We start from the raw sequence: 17,125 nt of genomic DNA, 5'->3' as shown, positions 1-17,125 counted from the left end.
GGATAATAATTTCACCCAGCGCAGTGTCATTCTGGTGCTCTACCGCTTCCTTTCTAAATAAGGTCATTCTATTTTGAGAGGAAGGAGTTGAAGATAAGAACAAAGGCATTCATTGTTGAATGCAATACTATCGGGAGCAGCAGACCTCTTGAGATAACTCTTGCGTGGGTCAGGATTAAGCCGACCGAAAACATAAGAGCATATTCGATAAAAGACATGTACTGCGTGTGCATTAAAGAGAATACAACTGAGCACAAAACGGAGGGTAAAATAATGCCTTTTTTATAAAGTGAACAAATAAATCCGAACAGGCATCCCCTGTAAAAAATCTCCTCGTATACGGGTATAACAAACGTCAGGGTAATGAAAGGGATTACATCGAAGAGTACCGTTGTTTTTTTGTGAAACCCTGAAGTTGATAATAAAACCACTGATATTTGCAGCGCAATAATAAGAGTGACAAGACAAATGAACTGTCGTGCAGAAAAGCTTGAAAGGCGAAACTCTGATAAGCGATGCAGATATACAAGATAAGAAATCAAGGCCAAAAGAAACTCTGCCATGCACATGATAAATAATGCGCTATCCAAACCTGTATCTGTGTGGTTAATGATAAGGACAGGAATTGATGTGAAAACTATTGACAGTGAAAACGTAATAAATAAATAAAACGCCGTAACATGGCTATGCGTGAAAATATTTAATCCCTTTGAGTACACAGGTATATTATCAGTCCCAGACATGAATGCTGTCCTTTTTCTCAGTAAAAATATCTTATTTAATAATTGTTAGAAAGAGCCTGTAAACATCGACAGGCTCTTAGTTAACTAGTTGAAGGGTTTTTGCCCTGCTTTGCTTCTTTCTAAAGCAGAAGCAATTCCTCTACTCCATGATAATATTTTTTGGATAGCCAAAGGGAATATTTTTGAACTCGTATATATAACACTGAAAATGGTAAAAGATTTTACTATCATCTCTGCAGTATTTGATGCATTTATCGTGTTTAACATCTGTACTGCAATGTAGGTAACACAGATGGATAAAACCACAGAACACAATGCAACGGTAACGTTTACTAAATTCATATAGCCATCCCGAAATATTTAGTGGAACGGAGGGCCATTTTTTGAAGACGACTGAGAATCATTGCGGCAACCAGCTATCATACCAGTCACTGCTGCAACTGCAGAACCTGGACTTCTCGACGCAACGGCACTAGCCAGACCCGCAGCTCCACCAACCATTGCAAGGCCACAATTACTGCTCAAATCATTGTACATATTGGCTCCGGCCGCCCCTGCCGCCAGATTTGGCTGAAAACCATTCGCCTAGCCACCGTAGTTTGTACTGCCACCCCGACTTCTGGAATCGCCGCGTTCGTAGTTGCCGTTGGCGTTTCCGCCCCCAATGAGAGCCAGCTCACTGATGTTTAATTCTCTGATATCAGACATAAAATCCCTCTTAATTACGGTTTAACGACACGTGCTTACGTTTTAACGATACGTGCTGTTTTTTTATGTCATGGCGAATACGGTTATAAAAATGAATTTATGTAAACAAATGTAATTAACTTTACAGGCGATTGATTTTTATATCTTTAGAAAAAAAGAAAACGTATCAGTATGTGAACAACCGGGCACAATACCCCTCCGTTGCCCACATATCCTTACCGTGACCGGCCCGCCATCAGATACAGATTCCAGATGATGATGACGACATAAAGACTGAACTGCAGTGGGCGCGGGTCTTTATGCCCGGAGAGGGAGCCGCGCAGGAGGAGATTTAACTTTAATGCCCCGCGTTAGCGGTACAGGTGAGCACCGCCAGCCATCGCCCGCATCTGGATTAAAAATAATGAACTGAGTGTGTCCTGATGTGATACGCGTGGGGCAGAGATAAAAATAACGATCCCCCGAACTTTATACAGGCTCACGTACAGGCTTATAGGAATGAAGGGCAAAAATAGAAGACAGCAGGTTAGAAACTCAGCCTCTATCATCCAGACGTTGGGCTATAGATTTACAACCTGATTCCACCAGGCTAAATACTTCTGCCGAGAATGTATAAAGTGCTGGTCTGCGTGGCGCTGGAAAACGTTTCATTTGTTAAGTGGCGCATGCCCTGGGCCTCATAAAAGCGCCGGGCGCCTTCGTTCCCTTCCAGAACCTGTAGCCACAGATAATGCTGTTCTCGCCGCTGCGCCAGCCGAAGCATTTCTTCGAAAATCAGCTTGCCGTAGTTTTTCCCCGTCTCACCTGGGGCAAGGTAGAGCTTATTAAGCAGGGCGCCGGAAAACGAATGCTCAGGCACCGGCAGGTTCCAGCTGATTTTGGCAAATCCCACCGGCTTTTCTACCTCAGCAATAAACCAGCTGACCCCAGGGCAGGCCAGGCTCTCGGCCAGCGTCTGCGGAGCGTATTCCTCTTCAATAAAAGCCTGAAGCTCCTCAGCAGAAACCCAGTGTCGCTCAAAGTGATGGCGATAACTTTCGCTCCCCAACGCAGCTAAGAGCGGCACATCTTCCAGCCTTGCTTTACGTATTTTCATACTCATGCCTTTCCCCCAACAAAGAAGATTTTTGCCATCAAAATTTGAATTTAAGCGATAGCGTCTAATAACTTAACCTTAAAGTAGAGCTCAGCGAAGCTTTTCACCTGGAGCTTACTCATTGCTGAACGCTTATGGAGGCTGATCTGCCGAATCGTTATGTTGAGAGAGTCTGCAATCATGGCGGGCCTATAGCCTTTTAACAAAAAGCGAATAACATTTATTTCATCGCAGTCTAAACGGCAGTACGGGCAGGAAGGCACGATACGCTGCCTTTTAGGGTACAGTATTTTCGCAATGGCTGAGTTGATTTTTCCGCCGATCGTATAACAATCATCGCTCAACGAAATAAAATAGATTTCTTCCCTGTACCAAATATCCTGAAGGAAAGTCTTCGCCCGGTCGGAACAAAATATGATCGACGGCGAAGGTATTCGGTGTCGAAACGCGCTGTTATAAAGCGCGTAGGCGTTATTTTCTGTAAAAATAAAAAACGGGATAAAACGCTGTCCGGTGATCCAGATACCCCATTCGGTGTAGTCGAGATGCATTCTTTCTAACAGCGTTAACAATCCGTCCAGATAAAAACATTCCTTTGCAACGATTCTCATATCCGTCATCACCTCAACCCATAAAAAGCATTCGGGCAGGCGCTAACCTGCCCGAATTTAAGGGCTTAGAAATTGTATTTCATACCAAACATCGCCGCAGCGTCGCTGTAGCCCGCATCCCCTATCTGCACGCCGACATTACCCCACAGATTCACCCGGGCGCTGATCTGCCCCTCGAGCCCAACTTTGGCTTCTGCAATATTGGTCGCGCCATTCTGGCCGATGCGAACCTCATCGAGGGTTGTTGCAAAACTGCGCGTGTTGTGCAGCCAGTTCAGCTCAACAAAGGGCTGGAACTCACGCTGCTTATGGCCATCGCGTGCGTGGTGGCTTTTGAGCCAGGTTTTAACCCCTAAGCGGGTCAGCACATTGCCGTCTCCCTCCTGACGGACGCGGGTGCCGTTCTCTTCCTGATGCTTGTCTGCGCGAACGCCCATCCAGACCGCCTGGGCGTGTGGCTGCACAAACCATTCGTTGACGGTACCCTGGCTGCCCCAAAACTGGCCCAGTTTCCAGGCGTAACCTGCTTCCAGCGAGGCGGTTATCCCATGCGACTTATAGGCTTCCGTCGCAAGGCTATCGCCCTTCACTTCGTTATTAAACCAGCCGTACTGAAGCCAGCTGTCCAGCCATGCGCCGGTGCGATCCTCTTCGTTAGCGTACCAGGTGCCGTAGCCGCCAATACTGTAGCCGTCCACCGTGCCTTTCGAACGATAGCCGCTGGATCTATTCTCCGTCGTGCTGCTGTTTTTCCCGTAACCCGCCATAACCCCAACATGCCAGCGGTCGGTGCCGTCCGTGCTCCAGCGAGCCACGTCGCCGCCCATCTGCGTCAGGTAACGGTTACTTTGTGTTTTTAGCTGCCCGCTGCCATCGCGCCAGACATTGTGGCCGCCAACCTGGCGTAGCCAAAGACTGGTCACCTCCCGCTGGCCGGTTAACGCATCAATAAATTGCGTCTCTCCGAGTCGGTCATGCAGGGTCATGATAAACAGGTTATTCGCTGCCGCGAGGTTAGCCGTATAGCTCCCGCCCTCAGGTCGAACGATAGGATCGACTTTCGGTTCGGGTGTAGGTGCAGGATCTGGCCCGGGTGTAGGTTCAGGATCTGGCTCGGGTGTAGGTTCGGGATCCACCGGGGTAAGCTGGCTGGTGAGATACCAGCTGTCGTTTTTCCGAACCAGATCGTAGTCGTAGGCTCCCGCAACAATACGGCCCGCCTTAACGAAGCTGCCTTGGGACGTTCCCTGCACATCAACCAGTTCGATGCCTTCCACGGTACTGGCCCCGTGTCCCCCCAAATTATTCACGCTAACGTGCGTTATGCCGGGCAAGACGTCGCCCTGAACTATCAGCTTATTCGCCGGAGAATTATCGTCGCCAAGCACGCTGTTCATCACCATCTGCCCGCCATTACCGGCGTAATCGCCTGCTACGGTAAGCGAGTCAAAATTGTTCTCGTCGGTAAAAACGAGCGTGCCATTATTGGTCAGTTGCCCAACGACAGAGCGGTTATTAATATTCCAGCGGCTGCTCTCGTCGAGCATCAGCGAGGATGCATGGGTCACGGCTCCCGTCAGCACGGAGCCGGATGTCAGATTTACCGCCACGCTATTGGCCGGATCGTCCACCACAATGTCACCTTTCAGCGCGCTGCTGGCGGCATTAAATATCACCTTGCTGTAGACGTTGTTGACGCCGCTGGCCCCGTCATCATAGTGCTGCACCGACATCAGTTGGCCGTTGCCACCGCTGATGTCGGAATCCTTGACGTTCAGCAGCAGTTCGGTCGCCGTAACGTCAATGGCCCGAGCCTGGGCAGCATTCAGCCCCACATTTTCCAGCGTCACGGTGTTACTGATTGCCGTTGACGATGAGCTGCCATTCACATAGAGGCCGCTCGCGTCCTCTCCTGTGGTAGAAATCGTGCTGTGCCTGACGTCAAGCTCTCCCCCCTGGCTCCAGAGGCCAAAACTTGTTTTTCCCGTGGTTTCGATCTGCACATGGTCCGCTTTGATTTGCGCATTGGGGTAGGCCAGCAGGCCCGGGGCAAGCTCGCCCGACGTCGAGATATGGCTATTTGTTAAGCGGCCTTGCCCACCGCGTGCGGTAAACATGCCCACGCTGCCTTTGCCCGAAGTGGTGACAGACAGGTTATCGCCGGTAATCAGGTATTCGCTGTACAAACCGTGGGCATTATCCCCCAACGTTTCAATGGTACTGCGGGTCATCCGGGCTTCACCCCGCTGGGCATTAACGGCAATAGCGTTATCCCCTTTTGTGGTGATTTTCGCGTTGTTCACTACGACGGAGGAGTCCCTGGATGCCACCCAGACGGCATCGCTGTATGCGCCTTCGGTAGTGAAAGTGCCGCCTTCAATCGCAATTTTTGCGGCTAAATTGGCGTTAACCGCATAGCTGTGATCGCCCTCAGTACTGGCAGAGACGTTATTCAGCGTCAGCTCCCCGGCCATCACCCTGATAGCATCGCCGCCCTGTGTGGCGATCGCCCCATTGGATGCCTGCACCACCGACGTTCCCTGGTTTGCCGTCCAGTAACCGTCCAGTACCAGACCCAGCGCGTTGTCCTGCCCGGTAATGTTAAATTTATCTAATGTTCCAAGGCTGTCATTGGCAAAGTAAACCCCGCTGCCGCCCTTGCCGGTCACGTTGACCTGCAAATCCTGCACGTTGAATTCGCTATTATCTATCCATGCGCCTCCCCCATTCTTTCCGGAACTATTAAGAACCAATTGAGAGGCGGAGACGGTCGCATTATTTCGCGCCTGGACAATAAAATTGCCTGTAACCTCATTATTCAACGTCGTGTTGCTTAGGGTGCTATTACCGCCGTTGATAATAATCGTGTCATTATTGGCCGCCCACGCGGGCGAACAGCCAGCCGCAAGTACGCTTAAAATACACAGCCGTTGGGGCAGTAAGGGGTTTAATCTCCATTTGATGTATATTTTATACTTCATTTTCAATTCCTTTTAAGTTGATCATTGCCTCACAGGCAAAGGGTGTTTCTTTCATCGCGTCCGCAGCGGGCAATAAATGATGCGAACCGATAAAATTCGGCTCTATTTGCCGCCCCCATTTTTCGGCTGGCGTTACGATAATGCGTGCTAATGGTTTTTCTTGAGCGATTAAGGATCCTTGAAATATCGGTGCTGTTGTACCCCCGACCAATCAGAATCATTACATTATTTTCAGTATCAGAGAGCTGTGCATATTTCTTTAGCCCCAGGCTCCAGTAGGCCTCTTCCTTGTTGATGAGCAGGTTATAATCCGAACGCGCAATCGCAAGTATCTTGCCGATCTTCATGGATATGTCGTTAAGCGTTTGGTTTCTGGTTAAAAATGGAACATGGACAATTATTTTTTCATTCTCCTTGTATCCGCCATCAAACGAAACTTCATTATTCCGTTGGTTATTAATTTGAATCGTTACTCTGTCATCCTGAAAGATAATGTTAGCGATGTCATAACTCATTTCTTCGGACGGTAATAAAAAACAGACCTCACCGAGGCTTTCATCAGCAAGTTGGTTAGTAATTAAGAGGCTCAGTCCCGATGTCTGGTAATAGTTAGAATCCAATAATAATATGTTCAACATACTTCACACCCATGTGTTGCGATTCCCATCCAAGTTGCAGCTACTCCAGGGCATACGAAATGCTTGTCAGAAAAGACAAAGTGAGCGAATAGAAACAACTTATGGTAAGTTAAGCCATTCAGACATAACCTATCCGGCCCCTGACGTAATGCCTTCCTTAAATATTTTCCTCCATACGAAGATGAGAAAGATTAAGCTAACATACTGTTAAAGATAGAAAAACAGCCTATGTGATTAAACCAACCAGAGATAGAGACTAATTTTAATGAGACACAAAAATTGGTGCAGGAGGATAAACGCCCCTCCTATTCTTAGATTAAGACTTTGTTGGAAGTCGGACTTAAGTTTACCCTCAACCCATAAAACGATCAAATATATCATTAACATGCGTTTTTTCAAAATTATCGTCTAGATAATAGGCTAAAATATAGTATTTTAAACTGCAAACAATAAAAACAGCCGCGCACATTAATATAATGCGCAGCAATTTATTACACAGGAAGCATGGGGATTTAGCTAATGAGGATATTTTGAGATAAGTAGCCAGGAAAAAAGCCCGACCACATTTCTTAAAGATAAGAACACCCAGAAATGGGCATACCCCAAAGAGTAAATCTGTGATGCACTTATAGCAACTTCAAATCGACTTTTTCAGACTCAAAGTCATAACGCCCGCTCATGCATAAATCAACCGGCCTGGGCTGCCAGTATATGAGCCCGCGGATCTCGAACGGTATAACGGCATGCCGGGCTACACCCTCCTTATCCTGCAGTGAGCGGACGATAAGCGTCTCAGGAATAATTCTTGGCTCAAAGCGTAAAATAGTGTTACGAATCGTTTTTTCTATAACACTCCAATTCTTGTGATTTTCCTGGGTGCCTATCAAGGCCGGCACCCCATAATTGAGAACAGAAGCCATAATTAGCTTATGTTGCTGCTCATTTAGTCTATCTTCTATATTGGTATGATTAATAAGATCAATAATCTCCTTTTGAACCAGACTCCGCATCCCCTTTATGTCAATTAATCTCGCGCGATCGTGAGGACTTTTGGGTTCATCGTCCTGCAGGCGCTGTAGCAGCGTGGGAAGATATTGCTGCTTTCGTTCTGAGGGATTATTCGAAAACAATGTCGCCAACTTCCATTATTGAACGATCGCTAATATCGGTCACCAGCACTTTACGCCCGGTACCCGCCGAAAGATCTTCAGACAGCGTTATCCACTCTGTTTTCAGTCCCAGTTTTTTTTGCTGATCGTCCTGAGGTTCTACTGGGTAACGGGCAGGGATATACCCGTGGTATACCTCATCGGCAACCTTGATGGTTGCAGGCAGCCAAATCAGATCAAGCAAATCGCCAGGGGTGGAAACGCTTAGCGTTTGTATTGAGGCAAACGGCAGCCAACGATAGCCTCCTGCACAAATAAATTCGCAGACCGGCCCCAGGCGGCCATCGCTGTCGGCTATCCACTTGAATGCCGCCAGCGTGTCGCTTTGCCCTGCGCTTTCAGGCGCAAGCTCAAAAGCCTTATCGCGAGAAAGCGCCGCCAGTCGGGTCTGCCCCTGATAATGCTCGACGTTCGCCTGATGGAGCTTTTCCATCCATAACGGCATTTCTCCCTGCAGCGTCGCAGCCTGCCGCTCACCGGTTAAAACCTGCAAACGCTGCATTTCGCTGAAGACCAGATTTTTATACAGCTCTGTCTGCTTGTGCAGGGCATCGTCCAGCAGCGCCAGCGTTTGCAGCTGCAACAGCGCCTTGTCCCAGCTCCCCTCGACGCAGTAGAGCTTAAACAGCACTTCACGAGCTTTAAGATCCTGTGGATTCGTTTTAACCTGCGCCAGCACCTGCTCTAGCAGCGCATTCAATGACGCGTTTTTAAGCGCCTGGGTAAGTGAAGTAAAATCCTGCATCATGACAATTCCTTTAATTAGTAATAAGAGTCCAGACCCACTTTATTGAAGTCCTGAAATACCAGCTCAGGCACCGTATTTTTTCCTTTGGCCGCAATGTGCTCGGGCGACAGGGCAAGCAGCAAGTCGGTTTTTTCCTCCTCGCTAAAAATGTCATCCGCCGCTTCGCCACGTTCCAGCTCTGGCCACACCTTCTCCATGAGAAAATCTTTAGCAACAATACATTCGGTCAGCGTCTTGCCTTTGATTTGCGCGTTGACATCATCAAACCGCAGATCCGTTTTGATGATGTAATCGGCATGCTGAGCCATTCCACCTGAATAGCCGCCATCCTGCTCGCGCCAGATGAGAAAACGCTTGTATTCAACCTCAAGCGTTTTCAGCACATCATTGCCCCTGGCCTGCGCGAGGATAACGTCATTGAAATAGCGTAAGTCGTTGATGTAATGCCCGCCGTTGGGCAGGATATCTTCAACCTCAGGCACCTTATCCGCAGACTGCCATGCACCGCCGGGATAAATCAGCCGATAGAAAGTTTGCTCATCGACGTCAGTGCTGTCCTGGCTGACAAAGCCCAGTTTGAAGTGGCCTAGCTGCAGCTGGCTTTTATCGTTCAGCGGCTGGCTGCACCCATAGGCCACTTCGCAGCCATCAAGCAGGCACACATGGTGCAAGCAAAGGCTTAACATCACCGGTCTTGCCAGATGCCAGTAGAAGATGACGGCATCCTGCCCGGAATGGGCGTTATGGATGCCGAAACAGCCACTGGCTACATCAAACACGGCAGCCGTCTCGGCCGTCAGGTTTCTGGGCAGCGCGACAGGCGGGCGTGAAGCAGGCCATTCAAAGTGAATATTCACGGCTTAGCCTATGTAGACATCGCCGGAACCGGTGGCGACAACCGCGCCGCAGCCGGTCACGTCCCCCAGGCGCGCTGCCGGTAAACCGTTGATAAAGACCGACCCGGAGCCTGTCGCTACGGGGGCTGCCCCGTGCCCCAAAGCACAAGGCGCGACGCTCATACCAGCCATTGCCGCCGGCAATCCGTTGATATAAACATCACCCGATCCACTGCATAATGCTCCGCCATGCGCGGTCGCATCTCCTACTCGTCCTGCGTTTTGCATCGTTCGCACTCCTTAATAAAACAGTCAGGGCGGAGGCAAACGAACCACCGCCGTAATCATTTGAATGTTAAGGCTCTATTGTTTCACTTCCGGTCGGCGTCTCCGTTGGTGTCTCCGTCGGCGTTTCCGTCGGTGTCTCCGTCGGCGTTTCCGTCGGTGTTTCCGTTGGCGTTTCCGTTGGCGTTTCCGTCGGTGTCTCCGTCGGTGTCTCCGTTGGCGTTTCCGTCGGCGTTTCCGTCGGCGTTTCCGTCGGTGTCTCCGTCGGCGTTTCCGTCGGTGTCTCCGTCGGCGTCTCCGTTGGCGTTTCCGTCGGCGTTTCCGTCGGCGTTTCCGTCGGCGTTTCCGTCGGCGTTTCCGTCGGTGTCTCCGTCGGTGTCTCCGTCGGTGTTTCCGTCGGTGTTTCCGTCGGTGTTTCCGTTGGGGTTTCCGTCGGCGTCTCCGTTGGCGTTTCCGTCGGTGTTTCCGTCGGTGTTTCCGTCGGTGTTTCCGTTGGGGTTTCCGTCGGCGTTTCCGTTGGCGTTTCCGTCGGTGTTTCCGTCGGCGGTTGAGTTGGCGTTATCGTTGGCGGCGGAGGCTCTGGCGTTGGCAGCGGTGGTAAAGGAATAACCACACCAAACAGAGCCGTAATAGCCGGCAGCCCCGGCAAACCAATCATACCGCCACCGCCGCCACCGCCACCGCCGCCTCCGCAGTTGTCACCGCAGTCGCCAGGGTTAATATCCACTTCGCCGCCCTGGATAATCACCTGGTCTGAGCCGACGATTTTGATTTTCTTCGCGGAAATAACCAGCTCGCCCCCCGCGGAAAGCGTCATCGCCCCGCCGGCCACCATGGTGCTCGCGCCCCCAACGGCCAGGGAATGGTAACCGCCTACGTTGACCTGATGTGCGCCCCCAACGGAAAGCGAATGGTAGCCCCCAACGGCAGTCATAAATGCGCCGCCGACGTTGATGCCTTTTGCCCCTAAAACATTGTCGCTTTGGCTGCCGCCTACCTGGATTGCCAGCGCCGCACCGATAATGGCGCTGCTGTTCCCGATAACGTCAGACATGTAGTTGGCCCCGACAAAGAGGTTGCGCGACAGGCCAACATTCACGTTAGAGTTCATGCCTATGGTCTGGTCTTCGTTCTGTTTCGTCAGGCGACTCATGTTGCGTTCAGCCTGCTCCCAGTACTGCTCCAGCCCCGGCTTATCCTCAAAACGGATCCCGTTAAAGTTGCTGCGACCGCCGCCTACGGTCCGGCTAACCAGCCCGCTCTGAGTGGCGTTAACCGGGAGATCCCAGGGCGGCATGGTGACGTTGTTGTAGAGGCTGCCGGTGATAAGCGGCCTGTCAGGATCGCCATTGATAAAATCAACAATCACTTCGTGACCAATGCGGGGAATGTAAATCCCACCGAAATTGTTGCCGGCCCAGGCCTGGCTCACTCGCAGCCAGCAGGAGTCCGATTCACGGTTTTTGCCGTAGCGATCCCAAAGAAAACGGACTTTTACCCGGCCATATTCATCGGTCCAGATCTCTTCCCCCGGAGGGCCGACGACGATAGCCGTTTGTGGACCGCTGGTTTTTGGCCTCGCCACCGTCATCGGGTGACGATAAATCTTGGTCGTCGGCTGAACGGTAAAGTTACAGCTATAAAGGAATTCATCGTGCGACGAGAGCTGATCGATTTCCTCAACCAGCAAATGGCTACGCAGCACCATGTACTCACGGTTGGCCTTTTCAACGGGATAGTTAACAAGCTCAAAGTCGCAGCCGCAGACAATCCCACGAAGTTCACCGGAACCTTCACAGCGGGAGCCTAAGGCGCCACGCTCTTCCATGCGGACGCGCGCAAGCTGCTCCCCGATGCTCGGCTGTTCGTAATCTCCCGGCCAGTGGAAGATCTCCATCTGGTTGAAGCTGGTCTTCCGAGGTTTGCTGTCCAGCGCCATGATATCGGCGCGTGATTTGGTGAAGTCGTAGTCATTCGTTACCCATTTCCCGGAAGTAATGGTCTCCTGGAAATGGAACTGGCTGACGTATTCCTGATCCATTTTTGGACGGTCTGAAGCGTACTGAATAACGTGATAAGCCTCGCTGGAGAATCGCTTATGCGCGCCCACGTTATCCACGAGGATCAGCTTATGACTGCCCTCGCTATGCTCGAAGAACCAATAGATCCCCCACTCTTCCATCAGGCGTTCAATAAAATTGAAATCCGTTTCGCCATACTGAACCTGGAAATCGAGAAGCGGATAATTCCCTGCAAGGCGCTTCTCAAACGGGAAGTTATAGTCGCCCAGCACCTCATCGATAATGGTCACCACCGATTTTTGCTGGAAAATTTTAAAGTCAGCCGTCAGCTCAGCGAGGTGCAGCCAGGGGCGAATAATAACTTCATACAACGCCTGATAGCCGTCGCGGCCAACATAGCGGGCACGCTGAACCATGCCGGAAATTTCACGAATCTCCTGACCGACACCGTGAACGTCTCCCAACCCATTCCCGTCGAGTTCAATATGAACCGTCATCTCTTTACCAATCAGCGACTTCAGGTCGACATTAGAAGCTGACTGCCAGGGTATTTGGGGATTGGCTGGCGTTTTAGCGGTAATCGCGTAGCTGTAGAGGGAGGAAAGTGACTCTTCCCCTTCCAGCTTCGAGATAACCAGCGCGGGTTCCCCAAGCAGCACAGGCATCGCCGGGCTGCTTAATCTAATAGTGCGTGACATGTAATCACCCGATGCGTTGTCAATAACTTAGAAGGATGCGTCGGGCGGTTTAGCCTCAGCGCGTCGTAAAGGGATCCTCTGAGAATCCACTATTTTTCTGTGCCGGCTTTGCCGCCAAATCCAGATACCCGCCTCCTGCTCAATACAGTCGGGCCAGTTCTTCCACGGCATAGCCTCAACACCATCACGGTTATGAATGCGATAATCTTCCTGTGACCCCTCCCTGAGTAACACCTGAGAATGATTTTTGAACTGCCAGGCTGGCGTCAGCACCAGCTTCTCCCAGAGCGGCGAATACGCTCGCCTCAGCGCTTTAACCCACTGCCACAGCGGGCGCCAGTTTTGCCCGGCCACGTCGCTATCGGGCACATTGTTTAAAATCCTTGATGCCCAAAAGGGCAGTGGACATTCATCCTGCAAATTTTTCTTCAGCCACGGCCAGGGCGCTTCGCCATAAATAATGACCAGCGAGGGAACGCCTCCTTTTCCAGGCCGCAGCATAAAAGCACCGCAATAAGCGTCGTGCCCTCGCGACGAAGGTGACGAAATAACAAACGACCACGGATAGTGCTCAGGTAAATAGTCGTCCGGTAATGAGGAGCCAATGCCCGGCAGAATCTGTTGGGTAATAATGGAGCGCACCTCTCGCTGCTTTTTCCCTCTTCTGCGAAACAGGCCAGCCCGCGACTCATCAACAAGTAAATACAGGCGTAGCAACATATTTTCCTCTGGCGAATGGTGGAGACGGCTATGCGTCTCCGGGGCAGCGAAACGCTTTTAAGAGATCCCGGACGGGGATGTCTTTATAGGTCAGGCCTGAAACCTGAATATTTGCCCGTCGCGAATCCAGCTTATAAACCAGCACCGTGTCATCACCTTCGCTGGCCACCATATCGTCGGCGCTGTCCATCCAGCGGAACAATGCCCACGGCCCGCTGAAGCTCAGGGACGAGGTGCCCGCCGTCACGCGCGGAGTCGCATTGATGCTGACCCTTGACGTCATGCGCGAGGCAGGCCAGACGAGAGAAACAGGGGCAACCGGCCAGTGGGCATAGCTCACCTGTTTGCCGTCAAAATTCATGTTCAGCTGCGTAATGGCCGGATCCAAATAAGGCACAGCAATGTCGAAGGTGAGGGAAAGTTTTCGCCCGCCTTCAGACTGGAAGAACGCGTCGCGAATCTCAGCGGCCTGCTCAAACACCTCCAGAGTGTCTTCGTTGCCCTCGACGTCACCCTTAAAGCGCCACGGATGCGAAGAGGTATCCACCTTGTCCGCCAGGTTCTTTTTGAAGTACTCATCCACCAGGCCACCCGCGGCAAAGAAGCGTTCGAAATCAGACGGTTTTACGTCACGCTGGCTCCAGGCAAACGGGTAACGCCCCTGCAAAGTTGCGCGGCAAACGCGCCCCAGGTTTTCATCTATCCCTTCGCTGCTTTTGGCGATGGCTTCCTGGTTGGCCCGCGTCCATGCCCCATCCAGCAGAGGGGCAATCACATTCGGTAACGGATCGGGCCAGGTTTGCGACTCTGCGCCAATTTTTCTGGCCGTGCCGGATAACGCCACGGCATTACCGTTCTTCAGCGCATCATCGTAAATAACGAACAGCGTGTACTGCTCGCTTAACGCGCCAAGCAGCTTGCTCAACTCCGCCCCCGGCCCCGCGTTACGCTCTCCTTCAGCCGGTTCACGGCTGCCGGTCACAAACTCGCGTAGTGGAGAAAAGTGGTCATCCACCCGCTCCCGCAGCAGCTTTTTTTCCATCGCGGCATAGGCCAGGCTGACCTTAGCGGCGGCATTCAGGATCCGTCCTTTATTCGGGACGTTATCGAGCAGCGATTTATCCTCTTTCCCGACCAGCGTCGTTTCCCGCACCGCCCGGGTCACCAGGCTTGCCAGCGGAGAATCAGAGGCGCTCAGCGCCCGCAGCATATAAATATCTGCCGCCACTCCCGCGCTGCCGTAGCCCAGCGGCAGTACGTCCGTTTTGATACGAATATTGCTGAGAAAATCCTGCCAGTGCCGCGTGTACTCATCGAGATAGAGCGCCAGAACCTGCTGCTGTATGGGATTAACCAGCACGCCGTTGCCGGCCATTTTTACCTGCGGCTTTGCCTCCTGGCTGCCCTGATCTTCCCCATTCCCGGACACCCAGGCATCCTCACGCTCCAGCCACATCAGGCCTGGATCCATTTTTTTTTTAAACACGTCGTAGTAACCCGAACGGGTAAATAGACCGGGAATGGCGATTTCAGCGTGTTCATCAATCACGGAGAAAAGCTCACCGCTGCGTGACTTCGCCATGTCACTGAGCGTTAAATCAGCAGGCGCATCCTGAGCGGCGGCGTCTTTGAGACGCTCATACAGCCGACTGGCCAGGTCCTGACGCTGCAGTATGGCGCGCGCATATTTCACCAGCCCGTCGTCAGCGGGCTGGCCATAGCGGCGCCACTCTGGAGAAGAAAGCAGATTTCTCAGATGGGAAACAAAGATCTGGCGCTCCTCGTAAGGCTGAAGCTTGCCGCGAGCCTCCCACAGGTTAGTGATGCTCTCCGTCAGAGACTGACGATCGAATTTGCCCTGTCCAAAAACCTGCAGATACAGCTTCAGCTGGTCATAGATACGTTCAGGTTTTCCGCCATCAACCGCTTCCTGTAACGCCAGCGTGGCCTGCTGTTCAATCTGCGGCAGCAGCAGACGCTGCAGGAAATACTGGTACAGCGAACCCGAGGCCTCAACCACATCCGTGCCGGTGTACAAGCCATAGCGCCAGTCGAGGGTCGGGTTAAAGACGTCGAGAGAGCCATACTCCGGCAAAGACTGCGCCAGCATTAAGGTACGCGGCAGCAAATTATCGTTTGCCGAACTGACGAATCGATTGACCTCGCCGCCCAAAACGGCAACCCGGGTCTTCACCTCGGCGAGATATTCGCTGTTGTTCCCGTAGCTGTTGTAGAAGCCATTCAGCAGAATAAAGGCGATAACAACGCTAAGCGTGTGGCCCAGCAAACGCTGTAAACGGAACTTCGATTCATTCGCCAGGTTATGGCGCGCCAGGTCTTTGTCTTTGACGATCACGTCACTGAACAACTGCTTAAGGAAGTACTGACGCCCGTATGAAACGTCGCTTATCAGGAAGTCCCTGTCTTTTGGCTGCGCAATCAGGGTGGCCATCACCGGCGGCGTTTTATGCTCCACGTAGTTGAACCACTTGCGCATGATGCTTTGGTTATTCACCAGGCTAAAGTCGACCGGCTGATGGCTGCTACAGAAATAGATCCCGCGCAGCAGGGTATAGCTCTGCGACTCGTTATAGCGGGAGGCAAAGAAGATGTTATGCACCACATCCGCCACCAGGCCGGAGAGCAGATGGAAGTCCTGCGGCAGGGCATACATTTTTTTGCGATCGCGGTTGTCGTACTCTTCCTGCTGACGAACGATCATGTCACGCTCGATCCTCTCTTCCAGCAGGGCCAGTTCGTCTCTGATTTGCCCGCTCAGCTCGGATACAGGCTCGGTGCGCGCCTCGCCGTAAGGGAAAGTCACGCCCCAGACCTGCTCACGCTCCTGCTCGGTCAGGATCCTGAAATACTCGGCAAAACCGGGAAGCTGATCGAGTTTGGTGACGAGGACATAAACCGGGAAACGCACGCCCAGCGTCTGGCGCAGATCCTCAATTCGGGCACGCAGGCTCGCCGCCAGCTCAAAAAGTTCGGCGGTGCTTCGCCCCAGGAGATCGGCGGCGGAAAAAGTGACGACGGCGCCATTCAGCGCTTTGACCGGCCTGTGTTTTTTTAACGCTTTGAGTATGGCCCGCCACTCACTAAGGCTTTGCTCAGGGTCACTGACGTACTTGCCTGCGGTATCCACATAGATGGCGTCATTGGCGAACCAGCATTTGCAGTTACGCGTCTGCACGGCGGATTTGCCCACTTGATTAAGCTGCTCCGGCACCGGGAAGTTCTGTCCGGAAGCCAGAATCGCCGAAGTTTTCCCGGCATCATCAGTGCCGAGCACCATGTACCACGGCAGCAGATCGAGCGGCTTACGCGCTAAAATCACACGCTGGAAAAAAGAGAGCGTACTGCGATTTTTGTTCACATAGTCGACGGCGTTGCCAATGGCGGCAGCCGCTTCTGACGTATCATTTTCAACCGTAGACGTCTTGCCGCGGGTGAGTTTATCCAGCAGTTTTGGGTTGTCTTTCAGCGCCAGCAGCAGCAACCACAGGCCGTAAAGCAGCGCCAAAAACAGCATAACTGCAATGACCATCAGCCTGATGCTCACCGGCTCCAGCGGATGTTTTTCGCCCACCAGGAGGAACGGCCCCAGCACCCAGACCACCACGCAAAGTGCCGCAATCACCATGATGAAGACCGGCCAGCGTAGCCAGATCCCGGCGAGGCAAAATGCCGCCAGCAGGATAAAAATAATGCGTGACTCAACGCTAAGCAGCGGGCGCGACTCGCCAAACCCAAAGAACGGCCCCAGGAACCAGATAGCGGCAACCAATAGCCCGATACAGCACATAATCAGCAGCGTCTTCAAAAACCGCGCCGCGAAGACTCTATTCAAATAAGACATTGTCGCTCT

Annotated in this window: 13 protein-coding genes; all 13 read right to left on the bottom strand. The window is 52.0% G+C overall.

Annotation, left to right across the window (positions count from 1 at the left end; translation table 11 throughout):
- Nucleotides 1-68: 68 nt before the first annotated feature.
- The 13 genes from F3J26_RS13400 to tssM all read right to left on the bottom strand — a co-directional run bounded on the left by F3J26_RS13400 (nucleotide 69) and on the right by tssM (nucleotide 17,116).
- The gene (locus F3J26_RS13400) at nucleotides 69-743 is read right to left on the bottom strand and encodes a CPBP family intramembrane glutamic endopeptidase (protein ID WP_166994325.1); all 675 of its coding nucleotides are present in this window, start codon (nucleotides 741-743) and stop codon (nucleotides 69-71) included.
- Between the two features lie 84 nt (nucleotides 744-827).
- A complete protein-coding gene (locus F3J26_RS13395; RefSeq protein WP_166994323.1) occupies nucleotides 828-1,085 on the bottom strand; it encodes a hypothetical protein in 258 nt (85 codons plus the stop codon).
- 955 nt (nucleotides 1,086-2,040) lie between these two features.
- Nucleotides 2,041-2,547: a GNAT family N-acetyltransferase gene (locus F3J26_RS13390; protein WP_286180278.1), complete on the bottom strand. Its 507-nt coding sequence runs from the start codon at nucleotides 2,545-2,547 to the stop codon at nucleotides 2,041-2,043.
- Between the two features lie 50 nt (nucleotides 2,548-2,597).
- On the bottom strand, nucleotides 2,598-3,158 hold the full coding sequence (locus F3J26_RS13385) for a helix-turn-helix domain-containing protein (RefSeq protein WP_008454391.1): 561 nt from the start codon (nucleotides 3,156-3,158) through the stop codon (nucleotides 2,598-2,600).
- 65 nt (nucleotides 3,159-3,223) lie between these two features.
- The gene (locus F3J26_RS13380; RefSeq protein ID WP_166994319.1) at nucleotides 3,224-6,139 is read right to left on the bottom strand and encodes an autotransporter outer membrane beta-barrel domain-containing protein; all 2,916 of its coding nucleotides are present in this window, start codon (nucleotides 6,137-6,139) and stop codon (nucleotides 3,224-3,226) included.
- Nucleotides 6,140-6,168: 29 nt separating this feature from the next.
- Nucleotides 6,169-6,777, bottom strand: coding sequence for a helix-turn-helix transcriptional regulator (locus F3J26_RS13375; protein WP_008454387.1), 609 nt, complete (start codon nucleotides 6,775-6,777; stop codon nucleotides 6,169-6,171).
- A gap of 626 nt (nucleotides 6,778-7,403) precedes the next feature.
- Complete coding sequence (locus F3J26_RS13370) at nucleotides 7,404-7,907, bottom strand: type VI secretion system baseplate subunit TssE (RefSeq protein WP_166994317.1); 504 nt, start codon at nucleotides 7,905-7,907, stop codon at nucleotides 7,404-7,406.
- Nucleotides 7,894-8,694 (bottom strand): type VI secretion system accessory protein TagJ, encoded by an 801-nt coding sequence (locus F3J26_RS13365; protein WP_166994315.1) that lies wholly within the window; start codon nucleotides 8,692-8,694, stop codon nucleotides 7,894-7,896. Before F3J26_RS13365 ends, F3J26_RS13370 begins: the two co-directional genes overlap by 14 nt.
- Nucleotides 8,695-8,708: 14 nt before the next feature.
- Nucleotides 8,709-9,551: a TagK domain-containing protein gene (locus F3J26_RS13360; RefSeq protein WP_008454380.1), complete on the bottom strand. Its 843-nt coding sequence runs from the start codon at nucleotides 9,549-9,551 to the stop codon at nucleotides 8,709-8,711.
- A 3-nt stretch (nucleotides 9,552-9,554) separates the two neighbouring features.
- Nucleotides 9,555-9,818: a PAAR domain-containing protein gene (locus F3J26_RS13355; RefSeq protein ID WP_008454379.1), complete on the bottom strand. Its 264-nt coding sequence runs from the start codon at nucleotides 9,816-9,818 to the stop codon at nucleotides 9,555-9,557.
- A 67-nt stretch (nucleotides 9,819-9,885) separates the two neighbouring features.
- Complete coding sequence (locus F3J26_RS13350) at nucleotides 9,886-12,534, bottom strand: type VI secretion system tip protein TssI/VgrG (RefSeq protein WP_205246503.1); 2,649 nt, start codon at nucleotides 12,532-12,534, stop codon at nucleotides 9,886-9,888.
- A 27-nt stretch (nucleotides 12,535-12,561) separates the two neighbouring features.
- The gene (locus F3J26_RS13345; RefSeq protein ID WP_008454376.1) at nucleotides 12,562-13,254 is read right to left on the bottom strand and encodes a hypothetical protein; all 693 of its coding nucleotides are present in this window, start codon (nucleotides 13,252-13,254) and stop codon (nucleotides 12,562-12,564) included.
- A 28-nt stretch (nucleotides 13,255-13,282) separates the two neighbouring features.
- A complete protein-coding gene (gene tssM / locus F3J26_RS13340) occupies nucleotides 13,283-17,116 on the bottom strand; it encodes a type VI secretion system membrane subunit TssM (RefSeq protein ID WP_166994313.1) in 3,834 nt (1,277 codons plus the stop codon).
- Between the last annotated feature and the right edge of the window lie 9 nt (nucleotides 17,117-17,125).

It is taken from the genome of Enterobacter sp. Ap-867, from assembly GCF_011752855.1.
Taxonomy (GTDB): Bacteria; Pseudomonadota; Gammaproteobacteria; order Enterobacterales; family Enterobacteriaceae; genus Cedecea.
This window is presented reverse-complemented; position numbering and strand designations above follow the sequence as displayed.